This window comes from Polynucleobacter sp. 15G-AUS-farblos (assembly GCF_018882445.1).
Classification (GTDB): Bacteria; Pseudomonadota; Gammaproteobacteria; order Burkholderiales; family Burkholderiaceae; genus Polynucleobacter.
Genome location: NZ_JACVOM010000004.1, coordinates 21,474 through 45,440 on the forward strand (window position 1 = coordinate 21,474; position 23,967 = coordinate 45,440).

General features: G+C 45.9%; 33 protein-coding genes. 18 read left to right on the plus strand and 15 right to left on the minus strand.

Features of this window, described 5'->3' with window-relative positions; genetic code table 11:
• Positions 1–28: 28 nt before the first annotated feature.
• From ICN41_RS07040 to ICN41_RS07055, 4 genes are all read right to left on the minus strand, one after another.
• Positions 29–400 (minus strand): MAPEG family protein, encoded by a 372-nt coding sequence (locus tag ICN41_RS07040; RefSeq protein ID WP_216292250.1) that lies wholly within the window; start codon positions 398–400, stop codon positions 29–31.
• Entirely contained in the window at positions 397–1,053 is a 657-nt protein-coding gene (plsY, locus tag ICN41_RS07045) for a glycerol-3-phosphate 1-O-acyltransferase PlsY (RefSeq protein WP_216292251.1), read from the minus strand. Before plsY ends, ICN41_RS07040 begins: the two co-directional genes overlap by 4 nt.
• A 103-nt stretch (positions 1,054–1,156) precedes the next feature.
• Positions 1,157–2,095, minus strand: coding sequence for a site-specific tyrosine recombinase XerD (gene xerD / locus ICN41_RS07050; protein WP_216292524.1), 939 nt, complete (start codon positions 2,093–2,095; stop codon positions 1,157–1,159).
• A gap of 10 nt (positions 2,096–2,105) precedes the next feature.
• Positions 2,106–2,591 carry a YajQ family cyclic di-GMP-binding protein gene (locus ICN41_RS07055; protein WP_216292252.1) on the minus strand — a complete coding sequence of 162 codons (486 nt, stop codon included), beginning with the start codon at positions 2,589–2,591 and terminating at the stop codon, positions 2,106–2,108.
• Positions 2,592–2,697: 106 nt separating this feature from the next.
• Here ICN41_RS07055 and murB point away from each other — a divergent pair, with 106 nt between their 5' ends.
• Positions 2,698–3,747 (plus strand): UDP-N-acetylmuramate dehydrogenase, encoded by a 1,050-nt coding sequence (gene murB, locus ICN41_RS07060; protein WP_216292253.1) that lies wholly within the window; start codon positions 2,698–2,700, stop codon positions 3,745–3,747.
• Between the two features lie 12 nt (positions 3,748–3,759).
• On the opposite strand, the gene xseA is transcribed toward murB, so the two are convergent.
• Positions 3,760–4,971 (minus strand): exodeoxyribonuclease VII large subunit, encoded by a 1,212-nt coding sequence (gene xseA / locus ICN41_RS07065; RefSeq protein WP_216292254.1) that lies wholly within the window; start codon positions 4,969–4,971, stop codon positions 3,760–3,762.
• A 314-nt stretch (positions 4,972–5,285) separates the two neighbouring features.
• Between xseA and ICN41_RS07070 the strand changes: the two genes are divergently transcribed.
• The 7 genes from ICN41_RS07070 (at position 5,286) to ICN41_RS07100 (ending at position 10,061) form a co-directional block, all read left to right on the plus strand.
• Positions 5,286–5,927 carry a MotA/TolQ/ExbB proton channel family protein gene (locus ICN41_RS07070; RefSeq protein WP_216292255.1) on the plus strand — a complete coding sequence of 214 codons (642 nt, stop codon included), beginning with the start codon at positions 5,286–5,288 and terminating at the stop codon, positions 5,925–5,927.
• Positions 5,924–6,385: a biopolymer transporter ExbD gene (locus ICN41_RS07075; protein ID WP_216292256.1), complete on the plus strand. Its 462-nt coding sequence runs from the start codon at positions 5,924–5,926 to the stop codon at positions 6,383–6,385. The genes ICN41_RS07070 and ICN41_RS07075 overlap by 4 nt, the downstream gene beginning before the upstream one ends.
• An 18-nt stretch (positions 6,386–6,403) precedes the next feature.
• Complete coding sequence (gene lpxK / locus ICN41_RS07080; RefSeq protein WP_216292257.1) at positions 6,404–7,492, plus strand: tetraacyldisaccharide 4'-kinase; 1,089 nt, start codon at positions 6,404–6,406, stop codon at positions 7,490–7,492.
• 30 nt (positions 7,493–7,522) lie between these two features.
• A complete protein-coding gene (locus ICN41_RS07085; RefSeq protein ID WP_216292258.1) occupies positions 7,523–7,699 on the plus strand; it encodes a Trm112 family protein in 177 nt (58 codons plus the stop codon).
• A 20-nt stretch (positions 7,700–7,719) separates the two neighbouring features.
• On the plus strand, positions 7,720–8,490 hold the full coding sequence (gene kdsB / locus ICN41_RS07090) for a 3-deoxy-manno-octulosonate cytidylyltransferase (protein WP_216292259.1): 771 nt from the start codon (positions 7,720–7,722) through the stop codon (positions 8,488–8,490).
• Between the two features lie 86 nt (positions 8,491–8,576).
• On the plus strand, positions 8,577–9,242 hold the full coding sequence (adk, locus tag ICN41_RS07095; protein WP_216292260.1) for an adenylate kinase: 666 nt from the start codon (positions 8,577–8,579) through the stop codon (positions 9,240–9,242).
• Positions 9,243–9,368: 126 nt separating this feature from the next.
• A complete protein-coding gene (locus ICN41_RS07100) occupies positions 9,369–10,061 on the plus strand; it encodes a glycosyltransferase family 2 protein (protein WP_216862313.1) in 693 nt (230 codons plus the stop codon).
• Positions 10,062–10,068: 7 nt separating this feature from the next.
• On the opposite strand, the gene nrdR is transcribed toward ICN41_RS07100, so the two are convergent.
• Entirely contained in the window at positions 10,069–10,515 is a 447-nt protein-coding gene (gene nrdR, locus ICN41_RS07105; protein ID WP_068947890.1) for a transcriptional regulator NrdR, read from the minus strand.
• Between the two features lie 35 nt (positions 10,516–10,550).
• Complete coding sequence (gene glyA / locus ICN41_RS07110; RefSeq protein ID WP_216292261.1) at positions 10,551–11,795, minus strand: serine hydroxymethyltransferase; 1,245 nt, start codon at positions 11,793–11,795, stop codon at positions 10,551–10,553.
• 64 nt (positions 11,796–11,859) lie between these two features.
• Here glyA and tolQ point away from each other — a divergent pair, with 64 nt between their 5' ends.
• The 7 genes from tolQ to queC all read left to right on the plus strand — a co-directional run bounded on the left by tolQ (position 11,860) and on the right by queC (position 17,255).
• The gene (gene tolQ, locus ICN41_RS07115; RefSeq protein WP_216292262.1) at positions 11,860–12,516 is read left to right on the plus strand and encodes a protein TolQ; all 657 of its coding nucleotides are present in this window, start codon (positions 11,860–11,862) and stop codon (positions 12,514–12,516) included.
• Positions 12,517–12,529: 13 nt separating this feature from the next.
• Positions 12,530–12,949 carry a protein TolR gene (gene tolR / locus ICN41_RS07120; RefSeq protein ID WP_216292263.1) on the plus strand — a complete coding sequence of 140 codons (420 nt, stop codon included), beginning with the start codon at positions 12,530–12,532 and terminating at the stop codon, positions 12,947–12,949.
• Between the two features lie 45 nt (positions 12,950–12,994).
• A complete protein-coding gene (gene tolA / locus ICN41_RS07125) occupies positions 12,995–13,828 on the plus strand; it encodes a cell envelope integrity protein TolA (RefSeq protein ID WP_216292264.1) in 834 nt (277 codons plus the stop codon).
• A 10-nt stretch (positions 13,829–13,838) separates the two neighbouring features.
• Complete coding sequence (gene tolB / locus ICN41_RS07130; protein WP_370629111.1) at positions 13,839–15,143, plus strand: Tol-Pal system beta propeller repeat protein TolB; 1,305 nt, start codon at positions 13,839–13,841, stop codon at positions 15,141–15,143.
• 130 nt (positions 15,144–15,273) lie between these two features.
• The gene (gene pal, locus ICN41_RS07135) at positions 15,274–15,768 is read left to right on the plus strand and encodes a peptidoglycan-associated lipoprotein Pal (RefSeq protein ID WP_216292265.1); all 495 of its coding nucleotides are present in this window, start codon (positions 15,274–15,276) and stop codon (positions 15,766–15,768) included.
• Positions 15,768–16,499, plus strand: coding sequence for a tol-pal system protein YbgF (gene ybgF, locus ICN41_RS07140; protein WP_216292266.1), 732 nt, complete (start codon positions 15,768–15,770; stop codon positions 16,497–16,499). The genes pal and ybgF overlap by 1 nt, the downstream gene beginning before the upstream one ends.
• 15 nt (positions 16,500–16,514) lie before the next feature.
• Positions 16,515–17,255, plus strand: coding sequence for a 7-cyano-7-deazaguanine synthase QueC (gene queC / locus ICN41_RS07145; RefSeq protein WP_216292267.1), 741 nt, complete (start codon positions 16,515–16,517; stop codon positions 17,253–17,255).
• Position 17,256: 1 nt separating this feature from the next.
• Here queC and ICN41_RS07150 read toward each other — a convergent pair whose 3' ends face one another.
• The 8 genes from ICN41_RS07150 to ICN41_RS07185 form a co-directional block, all read right to left on the minus strand.
• A complete protein-coding gene (locus ICN41_RS07150) occupies positions 17,257–17,640 on the minus strand; it encodes a type II toxin-antitoxin system HigA family antitoxin (protein WP_216292268.1) in 384 nt (127 codons plus the stop codon).
• Positions 17,637–17,945 (minus strand): type II toxin-antitoxin system HigB family toxin, encoded by a 309-nt coding sequence (locus ICN41_RS07155; protein WP_216292269.1) that lies wholly within the window; start codon positions 17,943–17,945, stop codon positions 17,637–17,639. The genes ICN41_RS07150 and ICN41_RS07155 overlap by 4 nt, the downstream gene beginning before the upstream one ends.
• 57 nt (positions 17,946–18,002) lie before the next feature.
• Positions 18,003–18,620 carry a riboflavin synthase gene (locus ICN41_RS07160; protein ID WP_216292270.1) on the minus strand — a complete coding sequence of 206 codons (618 nt, stop codon included), beginning with the start codon at positions 18,618–18,620 and terminating at the stop codon, positions 18,003–18,005.
• A gap of 9 nt (positions 18,621–18,629) precedes the next feature.
• Positions 18,630–19,745, minus strand: coding sequence for a bifunctional diaminohydroxyphosphoribosylaminopyrimidine deaminase/5-amino-6-(5-phosphoribosylamino)uracil reductase RibD (gene ribD / locus ICN41_RS07165; RefSeq protein WP_216292271.1), 1,116 nt, complete (start codon positions 19,743–19,745; stop codon positions 18,630–18,632).
• Positions 19,746–19,808: 63 nt separating this feature from the next.
• On the minus strand, positions 19,809–20,366 hold the full coding sequence (locus tag ICN41_RS07170) for a Tfp pilus assembly protein FimT/FimU (protein ID WP_255537933.1): 558 nt from the start codon (positions 20,364–20,366) through the stop codon (positions 19,809–19,811).
• Positions 20,359–20,688, minus strand: coding sequence for a hypothetical protein (locus tag ICN41_RS07175; protein ID WP_216292272.1), 330 nt, complete (start codon positions 20,686–20,688; stop codon positions 20,359–20,361). Before ICN41_RS07175 ends, ICN41_RS07170 begins: the two co-directional genes overlap by 8 nt.
• Positions 20,685–21,248, minus strand: coding sequence for a hypothetical protein (locus ICN41_RS07180; protein ID WP_216292273.1), 564 nt, complete (start codon positions 21,246–21,248; stop codon positions 20,685–20,687). Before ICN41_RS07180 ends, ICN41_RS07175 begins: the two co-directional genes overlap by 4 nt.
• A complete protein-coding gene (locus ICN41_RS07185; protein WP_216292274.1) occupies positions 21,238–21,594 on the minus strand; it encodes a hypothetical protein in 357 nt (118 codons plus the stop codon). The genes ICN41_RS07180 and ICN41_RS07185 overlap by 11 nt, the downstream gene beginning before the upstream one ends.
• A gap of 122 nt (positions 21,595–21,716) precedes the next feature.
• Here ICN41_RS07185 and ribBA point away from each other — a divergent pair, with 122 nt between their 5' ends.
• From ribBA to nusB, 3 genes are read left to right on the plus strand one after another with little or no spacing between them, the layout of a single operon-like run.
• The gene (gene ribBA, locus ICN41_RS07190) at positions 21,717–22,862 is read left to right on the plus strand and encodes a bifunctional 3,4-dihydroxy-2-butanone-4-phosphate synthase/GTP cyclohydrolase II (RefSeq protein WP_216292275.1); all 1,146 of its coding nucleotides are present in this window, start codon (positions 21,717–21,719) and stop codon (positions 22,860–22,862) included.
• A gap of 5 nt (positions 22,863–22,867) precedes the next feature.
• Positions 22,868–23,380 (plus strand): 6,7-dimethyl-8-ribityllumazine synthase, encoded by a 513-nt coding sequence (gene ribH / locus ICN41_RS07195; RefSeq protein WP_216292276.1) that lies wholly within the window; start codon positions 22,868–22,870, stop codon positions 23,378–23,380.
• A complete protein-coding gene (gene nusB, locus ICN41_RS07200; RefSeq protein ID WP_370629112.1) occupies positions 23,380–23,901 on the plus strand; it encodes a transcription antitermination factor NusB in 522 nt (173 codons plus the stop codon). Before ribH ends, nusB begins: the two co-directional genes overlap by 1 nt.
• Positions 23,902–23,967 lie beyond the last annotated feature (66 nt).

A 23,967-nucleotide genomic window follows, 5' to 3' on the forward strand; every position in this document is an offset into this window, starting at 1 on the left:
GAAGAATAGGTTCTCGGGTGATATTGAATTAGATCTGAAAAAAGAGGGCCACAACACAAAGAATACCAATCAACCATACGATTGATCTAGTTGTTGGCCAGTCAGCAACATAGCAAGCTAAATAGGCAATACGAGCTATGACAAAACCTACCGCTAATACATCAATTCGGATTTGCGGAACCTGCGATATAGAAGCAATAATCACAGCTGCAAAAAAGAAGGGGAGCGATTCAAAGAGATTGGCTTGTGCAGCATTTGCACGCGCCCGAAATCCCGTCTGCTTGGCTAGCCATTCACGTGGCTGCGCATTGTCGTAATTATCAAAGCCTTTTTTGGCAATGCCAGCTGCGACGATAGGGAGTAAACCCATCACTAATACACAAAAGTAAGCAATCGTCATTTTGCAGAATCCTTATTCTCTGTAGCTGCTTTTTTCTTAGAACCAATTCGGGATTCGGTGCCATTCATCAGGTTCTGAATATTGCTGCGATGACGCCAAATCAGCAATATGCAAACTACTAGAAGCGCTAAGCCCATCGGCTGCAAGCCAAATAGAAAAACAAAATAGATGGGGCCAAATATTGCCGCCGCTAATGCTGCCAAAGAGGAGTAGCGCATAAACATGGCCACAATAATCCAAGTACTTAAAGTGGCTAGACCCAAGATCCAATTAATGCCAAACAAAATACCGCAGGCTGTCGCAACGCCTTTACCCCCTTTAAAGCCATGAAAGATCGGAAATAAATGGCCTAAGAAAACGGCGATCACGACACCACATAAGACCCATGAACCTAAAGTAGAAGTAAGCGACTCATCACCCAACAGAATGCGAGCCAATATCACTGCGATGTATCCCTTGAGAGCATCGCCTATTAAGGTCAACACGGCCGCTAATTTATTTCCTGTACGCAGCACATTGGTAGCTCCTGGATTACCAGAGCCATAGGAATGGGGATCAGGCAAGCGCATGCATTTGCTCACCACCACTGCAAAAGAAATTGAGCCAATCAAATATGCGATTGGGATCAAGAAAAGGGCTAAATTGGAATTCATAGTGCTATCTTAAACAGTAATGGCTTTATGCAGGCATCAGGACTACAGAAGCCTCTAGTTGGCACCCCATATCGGCTAATAAGGACACAATCATCACTCTGCACTAACTACCACGGGGGTGATGTTGTTGATGAATCGATTTCAGACGCTCTCTAGCAACATGGGTATAGATTTGAGTTGTCGAGATATCAGCATGGCCCAAAAGCAGTTGCACCACCCTTAAATCGGCTCCATGGTTCAGGAGATGGGTTGCAAAGGCATGGCGCAGGGTATGAGGTGATAAGGCCACTGGAATATTGGCGATCGTGGCATACCGCTTAATCAGAGCCCAAAATGCCTGGCGAGTTAAGCCCGTTCCAGTATGGCGCCCAACAAACACGGCATCAGTCGTTTTTCCCTCTAGCAGGATCGCTCTAGCTTCTGCCAGATAGCGGCGCAACCATTGCCCCGCCTCTCCACCAAACGGAACCAAACGTTCTTTACCGCCTTTACCATTAACCACCCGCACCACACCCTCGTTCATACCAAGCGCAACCGTCTTGAGAGAAACAATTTCAGAGACACGCAAACCACTGGCATACATCAACTCCAACATAGTGCGATCACGCAATCCAAGAGGAGTTTCAATATCTGGTGCATTCAATAAATTCGTGACCTGATCTTCGCTCAAGGTTTTTGGAAAGCGCATCGCTTGCTTGGCTGCACGCATTCCAATACAAGGATCTGATTTAACTAAATTAATGCGGAGTGCATGACGATAGAAGCGTTTAAAAACTGTCAGCCTGCGATTGGCGGTAGTCGCTTTATCGGCACGACGAAATGCAAAGTAAGCGGTTAAATCTTTTTCAGTAACTCGATATAAGTCAGCGCCAGATTGTTTATGTAGCCACTGCGCTAGAAGCAATAAATCACGGCGATAAGCCGACAAACTATTTTGTGCCAGACCGTCTTCCAACCAGCAGGCATCACAAAAGCGCTCAATAGCCTCTTGGCTTGCAGGCGCAATGTCAGCAGGCACTGGCTTGTTGCGAGCGCCTGCCAATCCCTCTTTTTTAGTCACGGAAGTTATTAAAGCCCAATGGCGCTTCTGTAACTTCTTTGCGCAGTAGATTCATGACTTCTTGCAAATCATCTCGTTTGCCGCCAGTGACACGCACAGCATCACCCTGAATACTGGCTTGCACTTTGATCTTGCTATCTTTAATAATGCGCACGACTTTTTTTGCTAAATCAGAAGTAATTCCCTTTTGGATCTTCATGGTTTGCTTGCGCTTATCGCTACCGATCGTTTCTTTTTTATCATCCTTTAAATAACGGACGTCTACATTGCGTTTAGCCATTTTGCCAAAGAGCACATCACGAACTTGGCCTAATTTGAAATCATCATCGCCAAACAAAATTAAGGTTTCGTCTTTTTGCTCTACTCGGCTATCGGAGCCCTTAAAGTCAAAACGATTGCTAATCTCCTTATTGGATTGCTCAATCGCATTTTTCAGCTCAACCATATCCGGTTCGCAAACTACGTCAAATGAGGGCATATCAACTCCTTGTTTATCTTTTGTGATTCATCTCTACTGCAAGAGTGCATTGTGAGGATTTTCCAGAAATTTCTCCCGAAAATCCGAAGACGAATAAGATTGTGGCATGAACCGTGCAAAAAATGCGCCTCTGTCACCTAAATTGATCCCCAATCTTGGGCTCAAATCTAGGAATACCTTCGGCCTCGAAGTCAGTGCCGAGCGCGCCTTTGAAATTACCCAGCCAGATCAAATTCCGGCATTGATGGATGAGATTGCACGAAATCAATGGGCTTGGCGAGTTTTAGGCGGTGGCAGTAATGTCATTCTTCCGCCTGTTTTATCTGGTGCCACCCTGCTGATGAATATCACTGGCCAAGAGGTCACCCAAGAAGATGTGAGTGACACCTATCTTTTAGTTGGTGCTGGTGTGAACTGGCATGAACTGGTGCAATGGACGCTGACCCATAATCTCCCCGGCTTAGAAAATTTGGCACTGATTCCGGGAACAGTAGGCGCAACGCCTATTCAGAATATTGGCGCCTATGGTGTTGAAGTGGCCCAATATATTGAAAGCGTGACTGCGTTTGATACCCAATCGAATACCTTTGCCACACTCTCAAACAAAGACTGTCAATTTGCTTATCGCGATAGCCATTTCAAACAAAACCCTAATCAATACATTGTGACTGAAGTCTTGTTTAAATTTCCTAAGGCTTGGCAAGCTCGAGTGCATTACGCCGACCTAGCCAAGTACTTTGCAGATCAATCCAATACCGATCAAGATCCAAGCCCACAAGAAATCTTTGATGCGGTGTGCCAGATTCGGACACAGAAATTACCCGACCCGAAAGTAATCGGTAATGCCGGTAGCTTCTTTCAAAACCCGATTGTCAGCGCTGAGCAATACAACACTCTTATAGAAAAATTTCCGAATATCGTTTCTTATCCAGATACCGCAGGCAAAAGAAAGTTGGCTGCTGGATGGTTAATTGATCAATGTGGCTTTAAAGGCAAGCGCCTAGCAGAAGCAGGTGTTTATGAAAAACAAGCGCTCGTGATCGTGAACCACGGTGAAGCGAGTGCATCGGATATTTTGAATTTAGCAAGGCAGATACAAGAGGCTGTTCAAAAGCAATACGGCGTCACACTGGATATCGAACCAAATATTCTTTGAGTTAATTGCGCCCTACTCCTGAATCTTGACTTCGCTTAGTCTCACGTTTGCCTTACCCTTAGCTAGGCGGATCTCATACATAGGACCCTCAGTGAGCTCACCTGGCTCACGAACAGCATGCAAACCCTCTGAGACATTGAGCACCACTGCATAACCCCGCTCCAAGGTACGTTGTGGATTTAGCAATTCAAGTTGAGACTGAAAATGGACTTGATTGCGTTTCCATGAATCCACCCTCACCGACCAAGCTTGATTCAGGCGCTTCTGCCATCCTTCGATTTGCTCACGCATGCGATCTGGATTAGGTAATGCATGGCTTAAACGCAAAGCCAATTGATCTAAGGTTTGCGCCTCACGCTCTACTCGTTGACGAACGCGCTGTAGCATCGCTTGCTTAATCGCCTCAAGCTCTTGCAACATTTGATCTTTACGTGGCGCCGCCAACTCAGCCGCTCCCGTTGGTGTTGGTGCTCGCAGATCTGCAACAAAATCTGCAATCGTGACATCGGTCTCATGACCCACACCACTCACAATCGGAATGCTCGACTCTGCAATGGCATAAGCCAACTGCTCATCATTAAATGCCCAAAGATCTTCAATGCTGCCACCACCGCGCACCATCAAAATGACATCGACTGCATTTTCTTTTTCAGCCGCCTTCAACGCTGAAATAATTCCAGGAGGGGCATCAGGTCCTTGCACAAGTGTTGGATAAATCACAATCGGAATATGAGGCGCTCTTCTTGCTAAAGTGCTCAGCACATCTTTTAAGGCTGCAGCTTGTGGAGAAGTAATGATGCCGATTGCTCTTGGATGAGATGGAATATCCCGCTTGCGATCAGGATCAAATAATCCCTCTTTAGCTAATTTGGCTTTGAGTTTTAAAAACGCTTCATACAAACCACCCATGCCGGCGCGACGTAATGTTTGGATAGTCAGTTGGATATCGCCACGCGGAACATACATCCCTAAGTTAGCGCTTACCTCAACCAAATCTCCAGATTGGGGCATAAAGCCAACTTGTCCGTTACGTCCACGAAACATGACACATTTAATTTGGCCTTCTTCGTCCTTCAACGAGAAATACCAGTGCCCACTGTCATAGGCCTTGAAGTTGGAAATCTCCCCACTAACCCAGACGGTATCGAAACGCTCCTCCAAGGAGGCTGCAATGGCGCGGTTCAGATCGCCAACAGAGAGGATTTCCCTTGATATTTCCGACATTTTTTCTCTTTATCTACAAAAACATAAGGCTTGGAGGGCCATAAATATCCACAGAGCCGTATAGACCCTAGGGCTAGTAAAAATAAGTAAGTAATCACTCACCCAAAACGTCTCATAAATCCAACAGATAAAACATAAGCCATTGATTTATATAGCTAAAAAATAGGCTCTATTTTTTCAAAAACAGCCCAAAACAAAACTTGCCCACAATCAATCAATGACTTACACCCCATTCTCAAAAAAGTTACGCACAGAGTTATCCACAGGCTGGCTTTCAGAAAACGGTTTTTTAATTCAGCTAAAGTACTGAGCTTATGTACTCAATCTTACTGTCTGCTGGCTGGCCCATCTGGCCTCTTTTAATCATCTCCATTATTGGGCTGGCTATTGTCATTGAGAGAGCGTGGTATTTACGCCAAATCCAGGTATTTCCAAAAGATTGCTTGGAATCCGCCTTTGGCCTCGCAAATGCCATTTCCAGTGGCAAATCCATATCCGAATCCGAAATCACAGCCATTAAACAAAGTTCGCCAGTGGGCAACCTATTTGCCTGCGTCTTACGTGAAAAGTTCAATGGTGCTAGCGCTGACTCCGCATTAGAAGAATTACAAGCAGCCGCTCAAACTAGCTGGCTTAAGTTGGACCGCTATTTAGGCGCTCTTGCCACCATCGCTACTGTTGCCCCTTTGCTCGGATTATTTGGCACTGTTGTTGGCATGATTGAAATCTTTGGTAGCCAAGGTACTGTCAATGGGATCGCTGGCAGTCCACAACAACTTGCTCACGGAATTTCAGTAGCGCTTTACAACACAGCCTTTGGTTTGTTGATTGCTATTCCCGCATTAGCTGCGTGGCGTGGATTGCGCGCACTTGCCAATCAACGCCAACGTGAGTGTGAAGAGTTCACAAGACAGTTATTTAAAAAACTCTACCCGAATACCATCACAACGCCATGAGCTGGCTGAACGCTTCCTCTCACAGAAAGTTTTCCCTCGGGACGATTGCCTCTCCTGCTGAGCCTGAAATTAATCTCATCCCGTTTATTGATGTCTTGTTAGTAGTCTTGATTTTCTTGATGATCTCAACGACCTTTACTCGCTTTCAAGAACTCGCAATTACTTTACCTACCGCTAACGGTAACGAGTCTCAAGCCGAGATAAAACAAATTCATATTGCAGTCAGTCGTGATGGCCGATTTGCTGTCAACGGCAAAGTTGCCGATCGCGCAAAGCTCAGTGCCATGCTGTCTCAAATGAGCAATCAAGGTGCATCGAGCAAAGAAACACCTAGTGCCATGCAAGTTAATATCGACGCTGATGCTAGAGCCCCTCATCAAGCAGTCATGAGCGCACTAGAGGCTGCTCGTGATGCCAATCTATCGAATATTGTGTTTAGCAGTCAAACCAAGAAATAAAGAAAGACAACACAGCACATGTCTTTTTCTTTCTTTCGCAAAGCACCCCGATTTTGGGAAAGACGTGGTCCAACCAGCTTACTCTTGTGGCCACTGTCTTGGATCTATGGATTCATTCTGCGCGCCCGCAAACTGATTGCCGACTTAGGATTATTTCAGCAAGAGGCTTGCCCGGTACCAATCATCATCGTCGGCAATATACGCGTAGGTGGAACCGGCAAGACGCCGATTGTGATTGCCATCGCTGAACGCTTAAGCCAACTTGGCTGGAAGCCCGGCATTATCAGTAGAGGTTATGGCTCCACATCACAAACAGCACCCCTACAAGTTCATAGCGATTCAGATCCATTACTGGTTGGTGATGAACCTGTCTTAATTGCCACGCGCACACAAAATCAATTTCCGATTTGGGTTTTTCCAAAACGCAAGCTCAGCATTCGGGCTTTGTTAAAGCATTCGCCTGAAGTCAACGTCATCATCAGTGACGATGGTCTTCAGCACCAAGGTTTAGTGCGTTGGCCTGCCCGCGAAGGCGGTCGTGATATCGAACTCGTAGTCCGTGATGCAAGAGGTGAAGGAAATCGCTTTTTATTGCCTGCTGGCCCCTTACGTGAACCAGCTACGCGAGAGCGTGATGCCACCCTCTTAATGGGTAAGCAATCATCTACCCCGGTGGCAGGAATTGCGGATGAGTATTTCTTAGGGCGCAGAGCGTTTACTTTGAGCAGTACATTAGGCTTGCCTTATCAATTAATCAATCACGGCAATACTCAATCACTCGAAGCGATTGCGAATGAGTATCTGCCCAACAAAATTACTGCAGTAGCAGCTATCGGCAATCCTCAGGGCTTTTTTGATGACCTACTCAAGAACGGAATCGCGGGCAAATGCATTCCCCTCCCAGACCATGAAAAATTTACGGCCGAATTCTTTGAGTCACTGAATGCTGCTTGTATTCTCATTACTGAAAAGGATGCTGTTAAATGTGCCCACATTCAGGATGAGCGTATTTGGGTGGTGCCCATGAATTTGCAGATTTCGGATGACTTAGCTGACTGGCTGCAATCCATCCTACAAAGACCCGATCCAAACCGTTACACTTTGTAGTAACCACCTCTATTACGAAACTCGAACATTATGGACAAACGCCTTCTTGATATTTTGGTCTGCCCTTTATGCAAAAGTCCTTTGCATTTAGATGCAGAGAAAAAAGAGCTTATATGCAAAGCAGATCGCCTGGCTTATCCCATTCGTAATGACATCCCCGTCATGATGGTGGATGAAGCGCGTAGCTTAAGTGCAGATGAAGTCTAAATTCATTCAATCTTCATTCAATGAACTCTCCATTTAAAGCCACTGATTTTTTGGTGGTGATTCCGGCAAGACTGGGATCCACTCGCTTACCCAGAAAGCCACTAGCTGACTTAGGTGGTAAGCCGATGGTCGTGAGAGTTGCAGAGCGTGCCAAACAATCCAATGCGCAAAGCGTAGTGGTTGCTACAGATTCAGCAGAGATTCAGGCGGCTTGCGATGAGCACCGCATCGAATGCTTGCTAACAAGCCCTGATCATCCCACAGGTACAGATCGCATTGCAGAAGTTGCGCAATTACTCAAACTACCAGCAAATACCTTGGTAGTGAATGTGCAAGGAGATGAGCCGCTCATTCCCGCGGAACTCATTAATCAAGTGGCCCAAACCTTAGCGGATAACATCAACTGTGCCATCTCCACAGTTGCAACTCCGATTGTGGATCTTGCAGAAATTGCGAACCCGAATGTAGTAAAGGTAATTCTGAATCGCGCTCAGGAGGCGCTCTATTTTTCTCGAGCACCGATTCCATTTGTACGTGACCAAAATATAGATCTCAAGATCACCCACTTACGCCATTTAGGCATCTATGCCTATCGTGCCGATTTTCTTGAGGCTTACACTCGTTTAGAGCCTGCTCCACCAGAGCAAGCAGAAGCTTTAGAGCAACTCAGGGCGCTTTGGAATGGCTATCGAATTGCCGTGCATATTGCCCCTAAGGCGCCTCCTGCAGGGGTAGACACCCCCGAGGATCTTGAAAGAATCCGGCAAATTCTGAGTAAATCTGAATATTAGGGTTTACTTGGGGATAATCCTAGGAAGAAGTGATCTAGCTTCCTTACAAAATACAGGACAATTACAGGTCTTCTAAGGGGAAAATAATGCGGTTGATTCTGCTCGGTGCACCAGGTGCAGGCAAAGGAACTCAAGCTCAGTTCATTTGCGAAAAATTTGCTATTCCACAGATCTCCACTGGAGATATGTTGCGTGCTGCGGTGAAAGCTGGCACAGAACTCGGGATTGCCGCCAAAAAAATTATGGATGCTGGTGGTCTTGTTTCAGATGACATCATCATCGGTTTAGTTAAAGATCGCTTAACTCAACCTGACTGCAGCAAGGGTTACTTATTTGATGGTTTCCCAAGAACGATTCCGCAAGCACAAGCCATGAAAGATGCTGGCGTGCCAATCGACTACGTTTTAGAAATCGATGTCCCGTTTGATGCCATCATTGATCGAATGAGTGGTCGTCGTGTTCATCCAGCGTCTGGCCGTACCTACCACATCAAATTCAACCCACCAAAAGTTGAAGGCAAAGATGATGTCACTGGTGAGCCATTAATCCAGCGTGATGATGACAAAGAAGAAACTGTTCGTAAACGCCTCCAGGTCTATAACGATCAAACACGTCCATTAGTGGAGTACTACTCTAGCTGGGCAGCTCAAGCCAACCCTGCTGATAAAGTAAAAGCGCCAGCCTATCGCAAAGTAAGCGGGACAGGCAATGTGGAAGATATTACTGCGTCAATATTTGCTGTTTTAAAATAACTGATATCACCCTAAAGCAATTCAAGCAAAAGCATGGGGCATCAAATTCTCAATTTATCCATCGGCATAATTTGCTGATGGATAGTAAATAAGCAATATCTGAAAACTATCCCTATCCAAGCCACCATGCGTCTATCTGTAATCATCCCTTGCTATAACGAAGTGAATACGATTGACACCATCATTGATGCTGTCAATGCCGCACCATATCCAGACAAAGAAATCATCATTGTTGATGACTGCTCAAAAGATGGCACACGTAAAAAGCTAGAGTCTGATATTGAAAAATCAGGGCGGGTTAGTAAAGTGATTTATCACGAGATAAATCAAGGAAAGGGTGCCGCCCTTCGAACTGGCATAGCCGCTGCTACTGGTGACTTGGTAATTATTCAGGATGCGGATATGGAATATGATCCCAATGAATATCCATTATTGATTGAACCTATCCTGAATAATCGAGCTGACGTTGTTTTTGGTTCGCGTTTTTTAGGTGGCAATGCACACCGTGTTTTGTATTTTTGGCATAGAGTAGGAAATGGCTTCCTAACCTTGTTATCCAACATGTTCACCAATCTCAATCTTACCGATATGGAAACCTGTTACAAGGTTTTCCGAAGAGAGATTATTCAGAGCATCCAGATTGAAGAGAATCGTTTTGGATTTGAGCCTGAGATCACTGCCAAGATTGCCAAACTCCATTGCAGAATTTATGAAGTAGGCATTTCTTACTATGGCCGCACTTATGACGAGGGTAAGAAAATTGGTTGGCGTGACGGCGTCAGAGCCATCTACTGTATCGTCAAGTATCGCTTTAAGTAGTTATAAGTTACTTCAACTCTTTGAGCGCGCTCTCAAAGGACTCAATATCAGCAAAGCTTCTGTAGACCGAAGCAAAACGGATATAAGCCACCTTATCTAAGCGTTTGAGCTCACGCATTACCAGCTCACCTACGCGCTCACTTGGGATTTCTTTTTCACCTAAGCTGAGTAACTTTTCTTCAATACGCGCAATCGACTCATCAACAGAGTCTGATGACACTGGACGCTTACGCAGAGCCAACTTAATAGAACTAGCTAACTTATCATGACTGTATTCAACACGGCTGCCATTCTTCTTTACGATTGCTGGTAGCGCTAGCTCAACTCGCTCATAGGTGGTGAAACGTTTATCGCACTTAGCGCAACGGCGACGGCGACGAATGGTATCGCCCTCGTCAGATACCCGGGTATCTAAAACCTGGGTATCGTCGTTATGGCAAAAAGGGCAGCGCAATGGGTGCTTTCTTCTCTTATCTTATCTTCTCTTACTTAGCCGTAAACCGGGAAGCGCTTTGTTAACTCAGATACTTGAGCACGAACCTTAGCAATATTGTCTAGATCATGAGGATTATCTAAAACATCAGCAATAAAGTGGCCGACCTGTCTTGCTTCAGCCTCTTTAAATCCACGAGTCGTCATTGCTGGTGAGCCCAAACGAATACCACTAGTCACCATTGGTTTTTCTGGATCATTTGGAATGCCGTTTTTGTTACAAGTAATGTGTGCGTCACCCAATACTTTTTCAGCTTCTTTACCAGTCATCTTCTTGGCACGCAAATCCACCAACATCACGTGTGAATCTGTACCACCAGAAACAATCCGCAGACCACGCTCAATCAGCGTTTCTGCCAAAGCTTTGGCATTGGCAACAACCTGCTTTTGGTAACCAATAAATCCTGGTTCTTGCGCTTCTTTAAATGCGGTCGCTTTGGCAGCAATCACATGCATCAATGGACCACCTTGCAAGCCAGGGAATACCGCTGAGTTAATCGCCTTCTCATGTTCAGCCTTCATCAAGATGATGCCGCCACGAGGACCGCGCAAGCTCTTATGGGTTGTGGAAGTAACAATGTCAGCATGCGGTACAGGGTTTGGATAAACGCCAGCAGCAATCAGTCCAGAGTAATGCGCCATATCCACCATAAAAATCGCGCCCACTTCTTTTGCTAACTTACCAATACGCTCCCAATCAATTACTAGGGAGTAAGCTGATGCACCGGCAATAATCAATTTAGGTTTGTGCTCACGCGCTAAACGTTCCATCTGCTCGTAATCAATCGCTTCGTTTTTATCAAGTCCATAAGAAATCGGATTGAACCATTTACCGCTCATATTCAATGCCATACCGTGAGTCAAGTGACCACCCTCAGCCAAGCTCATGCCCATAAAGGTATCACCTGGTTTTAAGAATGCCAAGAAAACCGCTTGGTTTGCAGATGCACCGCAATGGGGCTGAACGTTAGCAGCCTCAGCACCATAAAGCGCTTTAACTCGATCAATCGCCAATTGCTCCGCTACGTCCACGAATTCACAGCCACCGTAATAACGCTTACCTGGATAGCCTTCAGCGTACTTATTGGTCAATTGAGAACCTTGAGCCTGCATTACTGCTGGCGAGGTGTAGTTCTCGGAAGCAATGAGCTCAATATGGTCTTCTTGACGACGATTCTCGTCCTGAATCGCTGCCCACAATTCTGGGTCGGTTTTAGATAAAGTGTTTTGACGGTCAAACATAGCGATAATCCTGGAATAGTTGAACTGCTTTAGTAAAATCAACCTACATCATACAAAATCCACCATGCACACTACACAAGACCTTTCATTCCTCTCCCTAGTCCTCAATGCCAGCCTATTAGTCCAGTTCGTAATGGTGTTATTACTGAGCATGTCGGTTGCCTCTTGGACCATCATTTTCAAGAAAACGGCCATTTTGAGAGGCGTCAGAAGGGCTACAGAGCGTTTTGAGCGTGATTTCTGGTCTGGTGGCGACTTGGGCACCCTCCTCGAGGCAGCGCAACGCAATACCCGCAGTGATGCCGTTTTAGAGCGCATCTTTGAAGCAGGCATGCAAGAATTCCTCAAAGTACATGAAATCGATGCTGCTCGTCGGGCAATGAAAGCAACCTACCAAAGGGAAATGGATCACTTAGAAGCGAATTTGCCATTTTTAGCTTCTGTCGGATCTGTCTCTCCTTACATCGGCCTATTCGGAACCGTTTGGGGAATCATGAACTCCTTCCGTGGTTTATCGAATGTACAAAATGCAACCTTAGCTGCAGTGGCTCCCGGTATTGCAGAAGCCTTGATCGCTACAGCGATCGGTTTGTTCGCAGCGATTCCTGCAGTGGTTGCTTACAACCGCGCAGCAACCGATGTTGATCGCCTCTCGATTCGTTTTGAAACTTTTATTGAAGAGTTCACCAATATTTTGCAACGTCAAAATGCTAGTCGTTAAGAAAAAATAAATCATGGCCGGCTCTTCATTACGCAAATCAAAACGTCGGGCAATGTCCGACATTAATGTGGTTCCCTACATCGATGTGATGTTGGTGCTTCTTGTTATCTTTATGGTGACAGCGCCGATGGTCAATCCTGGCGTAGTCAATCTACCGACGGTAGGCGGCGCTAAGGTGCAATCACTACCACCCGTCTTTCTGACGATTGATGCAAATGAAAAAGTCATCGTCCGTAAAGATGGTGAGCCCGTGCAAACACTAGATAAATTTGAGCTTGGTGCTTTTGCTAGATCTCAAGCTGAGAAGTCTACTGAGCAGCCTGTTGTCTTGGCGGCAGACAAGTCCATCAAATACGAAGTAGTAATGGATGTAATGTCTAAGCTCAAAGAGAATGGTGTTAAACGGGTTGGCTTAGCGGTAAAGAGTCAATAAGAAATTCATCTTGAGCAAACGGTACTTTCCGCATCCTCATCATCAATGACTAGCGCACAACTCTCCCAAAACCCATTTGGTCAACACGGACGTGATGGTCGCGGACGGCCCGCCAAACAAGAAAGCACCAAACGCGCATTTACCTTTTCATTATTTGCCCATTTAGGTCTGCTGGCTTTTTTAGTGATCGGTATTAGCTGGAATAACAGCACTCCTTCTGGAGTGGAAGTAGAACTATGGGATGCCTCACCACAAGTGGAAACTCCTCCAGCCCCAGAACTGAAAACTGAATTCAAAGAAGAGGCGGCCGATATTGCCGTCAAGAAAAAGAAAGTAGAAAAAGAGCCTCCTAAAAAAGAGAAGGAAGTTGTCAAAGAACAGCCCAAACAAGCAAAGGTAGTTCCTCCAAAAGAAGTGCCTAAAAAAGCTGAGCCGCCGAAAAAAGTGGAAGCACCAAAACCCGCTGCGCTCACTCCAGCACAAATCAAAGCGAATGCAGAGGCCGACAAACGCCGTGAAGCAAGTATCGCTAGCCTCCGCGGTATGGCTGCAAATGATGGCGGCACCGGAGGCGCTGTTGGTAGCGGAGTTGGCGGTGGTGGCAATGCGCCGCCTGGCTGGAGTGATAAGGTGATTAAAAAAGTGCGCTCCAATATCACCTTCAATGCCGATTCCTTTAAAGGCAATAAGCAGACCATCATTCAGGTGCGCTTAGCACCCGATGGCGCTATCCTATCTAGGACAATGACAAGTAGTAGCGGCGATAATGCATGGGATCAAGCTGTGTTGAGCGCTATTGATGCAACGCAGAGTTTGCCAAGAGATGACAACGGACAATTTCCGACATTAACACCTGAACTGAAATTAAAACCAAAGTAAATATCAAAACATGATGAATTTAATCGCACGTACTTTGCAAAAAACCACTCTGATTCTGAGCGTAACAGTGCTCGGCTTATGGAGTCTTCCAAGCTTTGCGCAAATGAGTATTGAGATTACCGGTGTTGGGCAATCCCTCTACCCGATCGCCGTCATGCGCTTTAAAGACGAAAACAAATTACCTGCGAGTGTGACTGACATCATTCGCCAAGACCTTGCACGCAGCGGCTACTTCAAAAATACCGAAAATGGTAATGCGAGCGAGAGTGATGAAGGCACTCCAAACTACAAATCTTGGGCTGCTCGCGGTGCAGATGCTTTAGTTGTTGGATCGGTAGTACAAAAAGGCGCTGATCAATTTGAAATTCAATACAAGCTATTTGATATTCGCAAATCCCAAAGTCTTGGTGGCCTCAACATCAATTCCAGCGCAGATAATTTGCGTGCAGCTGCTCACAAAATCGCCGATGACATCATCATGAAGCTCTTAGGCGAGCGCGGCATCTTCTCTACGCGCCTGTCTTATGTCATCAAGGATGGCAAACGTTTCCGCCTCGTAATCTCTGATGCAGATGGCCAAAATATTCGTAATGCAATGTCTAGCGGTGATCCGATTATTTCTCCATCATGGTCACCTGATGGCAAGAAGGTAGCTTACGTATCTTTCGAAGATCGCAAGCCAGTGATTTACGTCCATGAATTAGCCACTGGTCGTCGTATCGCCCTCTCTAATCAAAAGGGAAATAACAGCGCACCAGGATGGTCGCCTGATGGCAAAAAATTAGCCATCTCCCTATCCAAAGATGGCAATACCCAAATTTATGCCATCAATGCGGATGGGACAGGACTACAACGACTAACGCGCGGCACTACGATTGATACTGAGCCTCAATACTCTCCAGATGGTCGCTATATTTATTTCACAAGCGATCGTGGCGGCAATCCCCAAATCTATCGTATGAGCGCCGAAGGCGAGCAAGTTGAGGGCGCAAAACGTGTGAGCTTCAAGCAAGGCTTTGTGACATCACCGCGCATTTCTCCTGATGGAAAATACTTGGCATACATTGCCAATGTAGGCGGCGCATTCCGCCTCTACATCATGAATATGGCGACCGGTGAGACTCAGGCATTGACCAATGGCACTACTGATGAATCTCCTTCATTTGCTGCCAATGGAAAATATGTTCTCTATTCCACCAAGGTTGGCGGCAAACGCGTATTGGCCGCAGTGTCTGTTGACGGTAATTCCAAACAGGTCTTAAGCATCCCAGGTTCTGACGTTCGTCAGCCATCCTGGGGTCCCTTCATGGATTAATAAGACCGCTTTAATCCGAGCGGGTCACCCTAATTTTTATAGCAATTTAGTCATTTCTAACCCTCTAGGGGGTTAGAATATTGGCTATGGACGCATTATTTGGCTAATTTGTAGGAAAAAAGGAAAGTAAATGAAAATCTCAATCGCACGTCGCGCCGCCACACTGGCACTCTTAGGAGCTACTGCTCTTTTGGTAGCTTGCTCATCTGGCGTGAAATTAGACGATGTTGAAGGTGCTGACGGAAAAAGTAACTTTAGTTCACAACCATGGAACGATCCTAAGAGCCCACTGTTTGAGAAAAGCGTTTACTTCGGTCTTGATGAATACACCGTTGAAACCAAGTACCAAAAAATGTTATCTGCTCATGCAGCTTATCTTAAAGCAAATACAAAACAAAAGATCATTATTCAAGGTAACACCGATGACCGTGGTACAGCTGAGTACAACTTAGCATTAGGTCAACGTCGTTCTGATGCAGTTCGCAAGTCACTGAACTTGATGGGTGTTTCTAATGATCAAATGGAAGCAGTCAGCTTTGGTAAAGAAAAACCAAAAGCAGATGGTAATAATGAAGCGGCTTGGGCAGAAAATCGCCGTGCTGACATTGTTTACATCTCTAACTAATGGTGAAGTTTTCTACTCTTAATAAACAAACGCTCTCACGAGCGTTTTGTTTAAGTGCTTTTGCCTTTTCCATCGGTTTCTCAAGCAATGCTTGGGCGCTGTTTAATGATGACGAGGCGCGCAAAGCCATCCTCGATCTGCGTAAAACACTTGCGAACACACAGCTTGAGCTCCAAAGCCAGATCGATAAGCTCAAATCAGAGAATGCAGAGCTACGGGGAAAGATTGAGAACATAGAGAAACAAGGCGAGGATATTTCTAAAAGCCAAAAAACCTATTATCAGGATCTCGATAATCGCCTTGGCAATTTTGAACCGCGCACCATCACCGTTGAAGGAGTGAGCGGTGTAGTTCAGCCAGCTGAAAAAAATGCTTACGACGATGCCTTAAAAGCATTTCAGAATGGAAGTCTCAAGAAAGCGGATACAGATTTTTCTAGCTTCATCTCCCGTTTCCCTAAGAGCCCATACGTTCCGCTAGCGATGTTCTGGGGCGGTAATAGCAAATATGCCAATAAAGACTGCAAGGGTGCGACTACCCAATTGCAATCTTTGATATCTCGCTATCCCAATCACCCTCGTGTTCCTGCGGCATTGCTGACAATTGGTAATTGCCAATTAGAAAGCGGTAACAAAGCAGCTGCCAAGAGAACATTTATTGAAATTGTTGCGCAGTACCCAGACACGGATAGTGCAAAAGATGCTCAACGATTGATTTCAGCAACGAAGTAAGTGTAAGTATTAGCAATGTCTTCGTTGTCTGCAGCCTTTACATCTTTTGCTCCCCGCAAACCAAATGCGCCTGCAGTCATCCTCTTTTCAGGCGGTCTTGATTCCAGCACCATACTGGCCTTAGCTAAAGATCTCGGTTACGTCCCCTATGCACTTTCTGTAGGCTATGGACAACGTCACTCCTCTGAGTTGGCGGCCGCAAAACATATTGCAAAGCAGATGGGGGTTATTCGCCATGAAGTGGTGAACCTAGACCTCACTCGTTTTGGTGGCTCAGCACTAACGGATTCTGCAATTGCAGTGCCAACTACGCCAGGTAAAGATCATGAGATTCCGGTGACCTATGTTCCAGCCCGGAACACGATCTTGCTGTCACTTGCACTGGGATGGGCCGAATCACTGGGCGGCTTAGATATCTTCTACGGGGCTAATGCAGTTGATTACTCCGGCTACCCAGACTGTCGCCCTGAATATGTCGCCTCATTTGAGGAAATGGCTAACCTAGCTACCAAAGCAGGTGTGGAAGCCATCAATCATGAAAATCGCTTTCGTGTGCATGCCCCCATCATCAGCATGAGCAAAGCCCAGATTATTGAACTAGGAAGTACCTTAGGCGTGGATTACTCGCAAACTGTTTCTTGCTACCAAGCCAATGATTTAGGGGAAGCATGCGGCGAATGCGAATCATGCCGTTTGCGACAAGCAGGCTTTAAGCAAGCAAACTTACCCGATCCTACAAGGTATCGCAAAAACTAACTCACGCTGCACGTAACTCATCTGCTTGTTGTATTAAGCTTTGCGCAGGTATTCCCAACATGGAATGGAGTTTCCAAATCATTTTCAATGTTAATGGCCGTTTGCGATTTAGGATTTCATACACACGATTCAGCCCACCAATCATTGGCTGCAAATCCTTAGGAGTTAAGCCGGCTTGCTCCATGCGAAATTTAATAGCTTCAATAGGATCGGGTGGGGCAATATCGTAATGTTTAGCTTCATAGGCTTCAATTAACATTATTAGCATTTCAAAGCGATCTGCTTTTTTAGTTCCGGGCAATGGCTCATGATCCACAAAGTCAGATGCCTCAGCCAATGCTGATTCGTATTCTTCCTCGGTGCGAATGGGTCTTAAATCTTTCATATACCCTCCATCTTCACTGTCTTAGCATCAATGCTGTCATATGCGGCATGGCTACCTATAAATTTTATATAAAGCACGCCAATTCGGTAGGCAACCGCCACAATTAACCTGTAATCATTGCCCTTGATATTAAAAACAACTCTGTTATTACCAACAAAGCTGGCATTTCTATATTGATTTTTAATATCTTGGGGAGACTGCCAATTAGCACTAGCTGCCTCTTCATACCAGGCTTTTAAGGGTTGTTCTGCGCTTTTATGAACCACCCAAAACTGTATTAAGTGCTTTTTGGCTATAACTCTCATTCACCAATTATAGTCCCAAATTGGGACTAATGCAAGTAGGGTTAAAGCGACTTCTAACTAGGGCTGAATGAAATTCATCATGCGCGCAACATAACGCGCAATTAAGTCAATTTCTAAATTGACTGCATCACCTTGCTTTAACTTACCCAGTGTAGTGTTCTCGAGTGTGTGCGGAATGATATTGATATCTACTAAACATGCATTAGCATTATCTTCCGTTTGATTCACGGTCAATGACACGCCATTCACAACGATAGACCCTTTGTAAGCCAAGAAGGCTGCTAAAGCTTTGGGTGCTTCGATACGCAAAAGCCAAGAGCCATAAGCGTCCGCTGCGACTTGCGCAAAATGATCCACCTTACCAACGCCATCTACATGTCCGCTCACCAAGTGACCACCTAAGCGATCATTGAGACGTAAGGCCTTCTCTAAATTGACGGGGCCTGTTTTATCAAGACCCACAGTCTTGTTTAAAGATTCACGTGAGATATCCAAAGCAAAGGTATTAGCTTCCAGTTGGGTTGCGGTCATACAAGCACCTTGAATGGCAATGCTATCGCCTAGCGCCACGTCATCTAGATATCCGTCTGGTACTTCAACAAGCAAATGTAATCCATCGCCCTTTGCTTGAGCGCTTTTGATTTGACCTACGGCGGTGATGATTCCTGTGAACATAGTGAGATTTTAATTCCGAATCAAACGTAAGCGTAAATCAGGGCCAAAGAGACTGTGATCAATGATCTGCCAATCTTGACGCTGCTCTAATCCCTGCAAAGGTGTGATATTTGCTATCCCGATGCCATCCCCCATCAAGAAGGGCGCATAGTAGAGAAGTAATTCATCTACGCAGTTTTCTCTCAACATAGAGCCATTTAATTTATAACCCGACTCAATATGAATTTCATTCATCTCGCGCTCTTGCGCAAGATAAGCAAACAATCTTGGCAGGTCTACTTTGCCCTGGGGGTTAGCCATTTCGATGATCTCAACCCCACGCTCCTGAAATAGTTTTGCTTTTTGCTGCAGCTCAGGAGTATTCAAATGAGCACAGATAATCATCACGCCAGCGCCATCAAGGTGATTGAAAATCTTTGCAGCTGGTGGTGTTTCTAATTTGGAATCCACAATGATTTTCCAAGGCTGACGATAGGTATCGACTTCTCTCACATTGAGACTGGGATCATCTTCTTTAACAGTACCAACACCAGTCACAATCGCACAAGCTTGTGCACGCCAGTGATGTCCATCAGCTCGAGCAAGTGGGCCAGTAATCCATTGACTCTGTCCATTTGCTAAAGCGGTCTTGCCGTCTAAACTAGCAGCAATTTTCAATCGCACCCAGGGCAAGCCACGGGTCATGCGAGAAATAAAACCTCGGTTCAGCGCTTGCGCATCTGCCTCAAGCAAGCCGCAGCGCACATCAATACCAGCAGCTTTTAATCGCTCTAAGCCTTTACCTGCAACCAAGGGATTTGGATCTGACATAGCTACTACTACCATCGCCGGCTTTGCTGCAATGAGTGCATCAACACAAGGAGGAGTTCGTCCGGTATGGTTACAAGGCTCTAAGGTCACATAAACCGTTGATCCCTCAGCGCTAAAACCATTTGCCTTAACATCCGCTAGAGCCTGAATCTCTGCATGAGATCCGCCTACCTTTTGGGTATGTCCACGACCAATCACTTGCCCATCTTTCACGATCACACATCCAACACGCGGATTGGGATTGGATAAATAAAGTGCTTTTTGAGCCTGGGCCAAGGCCTCGCTCATCAATTGGTGGTCAACTGCGTTATACATGGGTCTATTAAAACCGATTGTCTAGCTCGGTGCCAAATTTGGGCTAATTTCAGGCGATACGGCTTATTTACAGCCCTTCGAATCTGTACTGGGATCACAGATCCGCCAACGCCCGCCGCTTCCCATAATCAACTGCCGCTCTAGATGGGGTGCTTTCTGATGCCCTAGGATTAAACGATTGGCCACAAACCCACCTTGACCTGTTTTAGCAGCGCCAGCGGCATTAAACAAAACGCCTTTTTGATTGGAGTGCGGATCACTAAAGCCTTTACCTCCACCCTTAAAGTAAATGGGATAAATTCCTTCTTGTGAAAACCAATTCCGAGTATTGCAGTCAACTTGTTTAGTCTTACCTAAACAAGCGCCCTTCACAAGCCAACCACTCTCCCACTGATTTTCCTTGCGGGGGCTGATGAGCACCGGGGTACCTAAATGCAAAGCCTGATTACGAGCAAAGTGGGCATGTGCAATAAATCGCCTAGCAATCGTTTCGATTTCTCGTTTAGCAATTTGCTCTTGCAGAAGTGGCATTGTCATCATGGCCATGATCGCCACAATCAATACCACAGCCATGAGCTCCAAAAGACTTCCCCCAAATTGTTGGTGGAATGATTTACTCAAAAGATTGCCGCCAATTTAAACGAGTCGCGATGCCTGTTTTTTCATCCAAATAAACATATACTTGAATACTGGGTTTTTGCTTACTAGAAATCAGCCAAATATTTTTTCCAGCAGATTGGATGAAGCAATGATTTTCTGTCAAGACCGTAATTTGAGAAATATTCTGCTCGCACTCCATGACGGCTTTTTCGGCTGCGACAAAATGACGATGTGCAGCCCTCATGGTGCTTGTCTCAATTATGCTCAATGCCGTCATGCGCTCCAAATAGCTAATTAAAGAAGACACCAGTAGCAAGAGAGCCAAGACCCAAGCTAAGATCACAGCAGGTTCCGCGTAGCAAAAGTGCGTTCCAGATCTACATTCAAGGAACGGCCATCGGTCATCTGAAGCCTAATGCGATAAAGCTTTTGCTCGCCGCTCCTTGCAGCATGGGATGAATCCATCTCTTCGATATTTAATGTATTCACGCCATTCATCAGCGTCGTATTTTGTATGCGCCCTTGACGATCCAAAGACTGGCAGATCAAAGATCCTCCATTGACTTTTGCGCCTTTAGGAATACCCGCTTGACGCTCTACTAAAAATCCTTGGTAAGCCATCTGATGTTTTGTGCGATCAGATGTCATGGTATTGCCGATGCAATCCAAATCGGCTTGACCAGAAAGTCCATGATGTGTTTTTAAAAAGTCGGAACCACGATAGCCCGATTTTTTCTCAACGAGAATGAACTGTTTCGTATCAACTTTTTTACTACTAACAGTAGACGTATTGATATTGCGATAACCCGCCATACGAATAGCGCGCCCAATCAACTCAAGTGCCCTATCACCATCAGCTATGAGTGCTTGAGTTTTCTCATACTGAATTTGTTTAGCTGCCAAATCTGCGCTTGTTTTTAAGAGGGGCTTCAGTAGCACTAGGCATAGCGCGAGACCGACTAAGCACTCGAGAAGATTCATGCTTTACAGATCCATGAGCGTGAGATCTTGCGTGCTCGCTAAGTTCAAAAACATCAGATTCCTTTCTCAGTTGTACTTTTTCGGTTTGCAGCTTGGTCTGGTGCAGAGCCAATCCTTGATAAATCTGGACCATTCCCATCCACGCTCCCACGATGAGACTCATGGCAAGGAGAGCCTCAAGCAAAACAAAGCCCTGTTGCATCTCTTTTTTCTGGGGAATACTAATTGGTGATTGCGCTTTGGAGAAATGACGGGCTATTAAGGGCATACCTCATTTTCTAGATACACTCGGCCTTCTAAAACACCTCTAAGAGGCTCTTCCTGTCGGAAAGTTGGGGTATTACTGTAAGAGATCACCGCAATTGCCTCATCAGCTTAAAATGGAGAGCTATGCCAAATAAACTTGCCCCTACCGAAGAAATCATCGCCGAGCTCCGCGCCGGGCGGATGGTCATTTTGGTTGACGAGGAAGATCGTGAAAATGAAGGTGACCTGGTCCTAGCTGCCGATCACGTGACTGCTGAGGCCGTCAATTTCATGGCCAAATATGGCCGTGGATTGATTTGCCTTACTCTGACCCGCGAGCGTTGTCAGCAATTAAACCTTCCCCTCATGGTGCGCGATAACGGCACCTCTATGGGTACGAATTTCACAGTTTCGATTGAAGCTGCCACTGGGGTGACTACCGGTATTTCAGCAGCAGACCGTGCGCTAACGATAAAAACTGCGGTCGCGCCTAATGCAAAACCTAGTGATCTCGTTCAACCTGGTCACATCTTTCCATTGATGGCCCAACCTGGTGGCGTTCTGATTCGCTCAGGTCACACTGAGGCTGGATGCGATCTGGCAGCTATGGCTGGTTGCTCACCAACTTCTGTCATTTGTGAAATCATGAAGGATGATGGCAGCATGGCTCGTCTTCCTGATTTACTGGAATTTGCTCAAGAGCATCAGCTCAAGATTGGTAGCATTGCCGACCTCATTCAGTACCGCAGCCAACATGAAAGTATTGTGGTGCGCGAAGGTGAGCGTGAATTTACTACCCCTTGGGGAAAATTCAAGGGTGTTATTTATCGCGACAAACCCAGCTCATGTATTCACATTGCCTTAGTCCATGGCCAACCTACTGAAGATCAAGAAACCTTGGTGCGTGTTCACGAGCCGGTCACTGTATTGGATTTCTTAGAAGCTAAAGTCAGTACGCATTCATGGCCATTGGCTCAAGCTCTGCAACAAATCGCTAGCTCAAAGGCAGGGGTTGCAGTTCTACTCAACGCCTCTGGCATTGCAGCTCCGAGTGATGGTGACTGGTTAGCGCAATTTCAAAAACTGAATGGCAGCAAGACTGAAGACTCAACACCATTAGCCCGCAAAACTGATTTCAGAAGTTATGGCATTGGCGCACAAATTCTTAAAGATATTGGTGTTGGCAAAATGCGTTTACTTGCTAACCCCAACCCAGTACCAAGTCTTTCTGGCTACAAACTAGAGGTGACTGGTTATGCCCCCTATACTGCTCCTCATATAGAAAAATAAACATCATGACTAGCTCAAACAATGACTTTGTTGGCGTCTTAGCAGCCGATCTGAACGGACAAGATTTACGCATTGGTATTGTGCAAGCGCGTTTTAATGAAGAGCACTGTGTGGCACTCACCAATGCATGTATCACTGAACTCTTGGCTCTAGGCGTTGCACAGGAAGACATCAAACTCGTGACCGTCCCTGGAGCATTAGAAATTCCATTTGCACTACAGAAGTTAGTAGAGACCGGTGAATTTGATGGCCTTGTTGCACTTGGTGCAGTGATCCGCGGCGAAACCTATCACTTTGAGTTGGTTTCAAACGAATCTGCTGCGGGCATTACACGCATCTGCCTTGAATCTGGACTGCCCATCGCGAATGGCATTCTCACTTGTGATACTGATGAGCAAGCGCACGTTCGCGTTGATGTCAAAGGCGCTGATTGCGCCAAAGCAGTAGTAGAAATGGCCAATCTGGCTTTAGCATTGACTCCTGATCTCGATATTGAGATCAACTCTAGCGAAGAGTAATGACGAATATGTCTAAATCTGGCACCACTCCTCCAAATAATCCCGCATCAAAAGACGGTAAGCCTAGCGCACCAAAGCGCTCCCTCACTCCACGACGTCGCGCACGTGAGTACGCCCTTCAAGGTGTATACCAAAGCCTAGTGATGCGTCGTGCGGGCAGCATTCCTAATAAAGCTGCTATCGCCAAGCAATTAGCAGAAGATCCTGCGTTTCGTCGCTGCCAACATGAGCTCTTTCAGGGTATTTTTGAAGGCGTACTGGATCGTACAGATGAGTTTGAAGCCATCATTACACCAGCCCTGGATCGTCCAATCAATGAGCTTTCACCTGTGGAGCACGCGGCCCTACTCATCGGCACCTATGAATTAGCCGCTGACTTGTCCGTACCTTATAAAGTGGCAATCAACGAAGCAGTCGAATTGGCGAAGACCTTTGGCGGTACTGATGGTCATAAATACGTTAATGGCGTATTGGATCTCTTAGCTCAAAAACTACGCAGTACTGAAATTCAAGCCAGCTAAGCACCATCAGCCATACGGCTAAGCCAAAGCCCCCGAATAGATGTAGATAGGGGGCTTTTCTTTTGG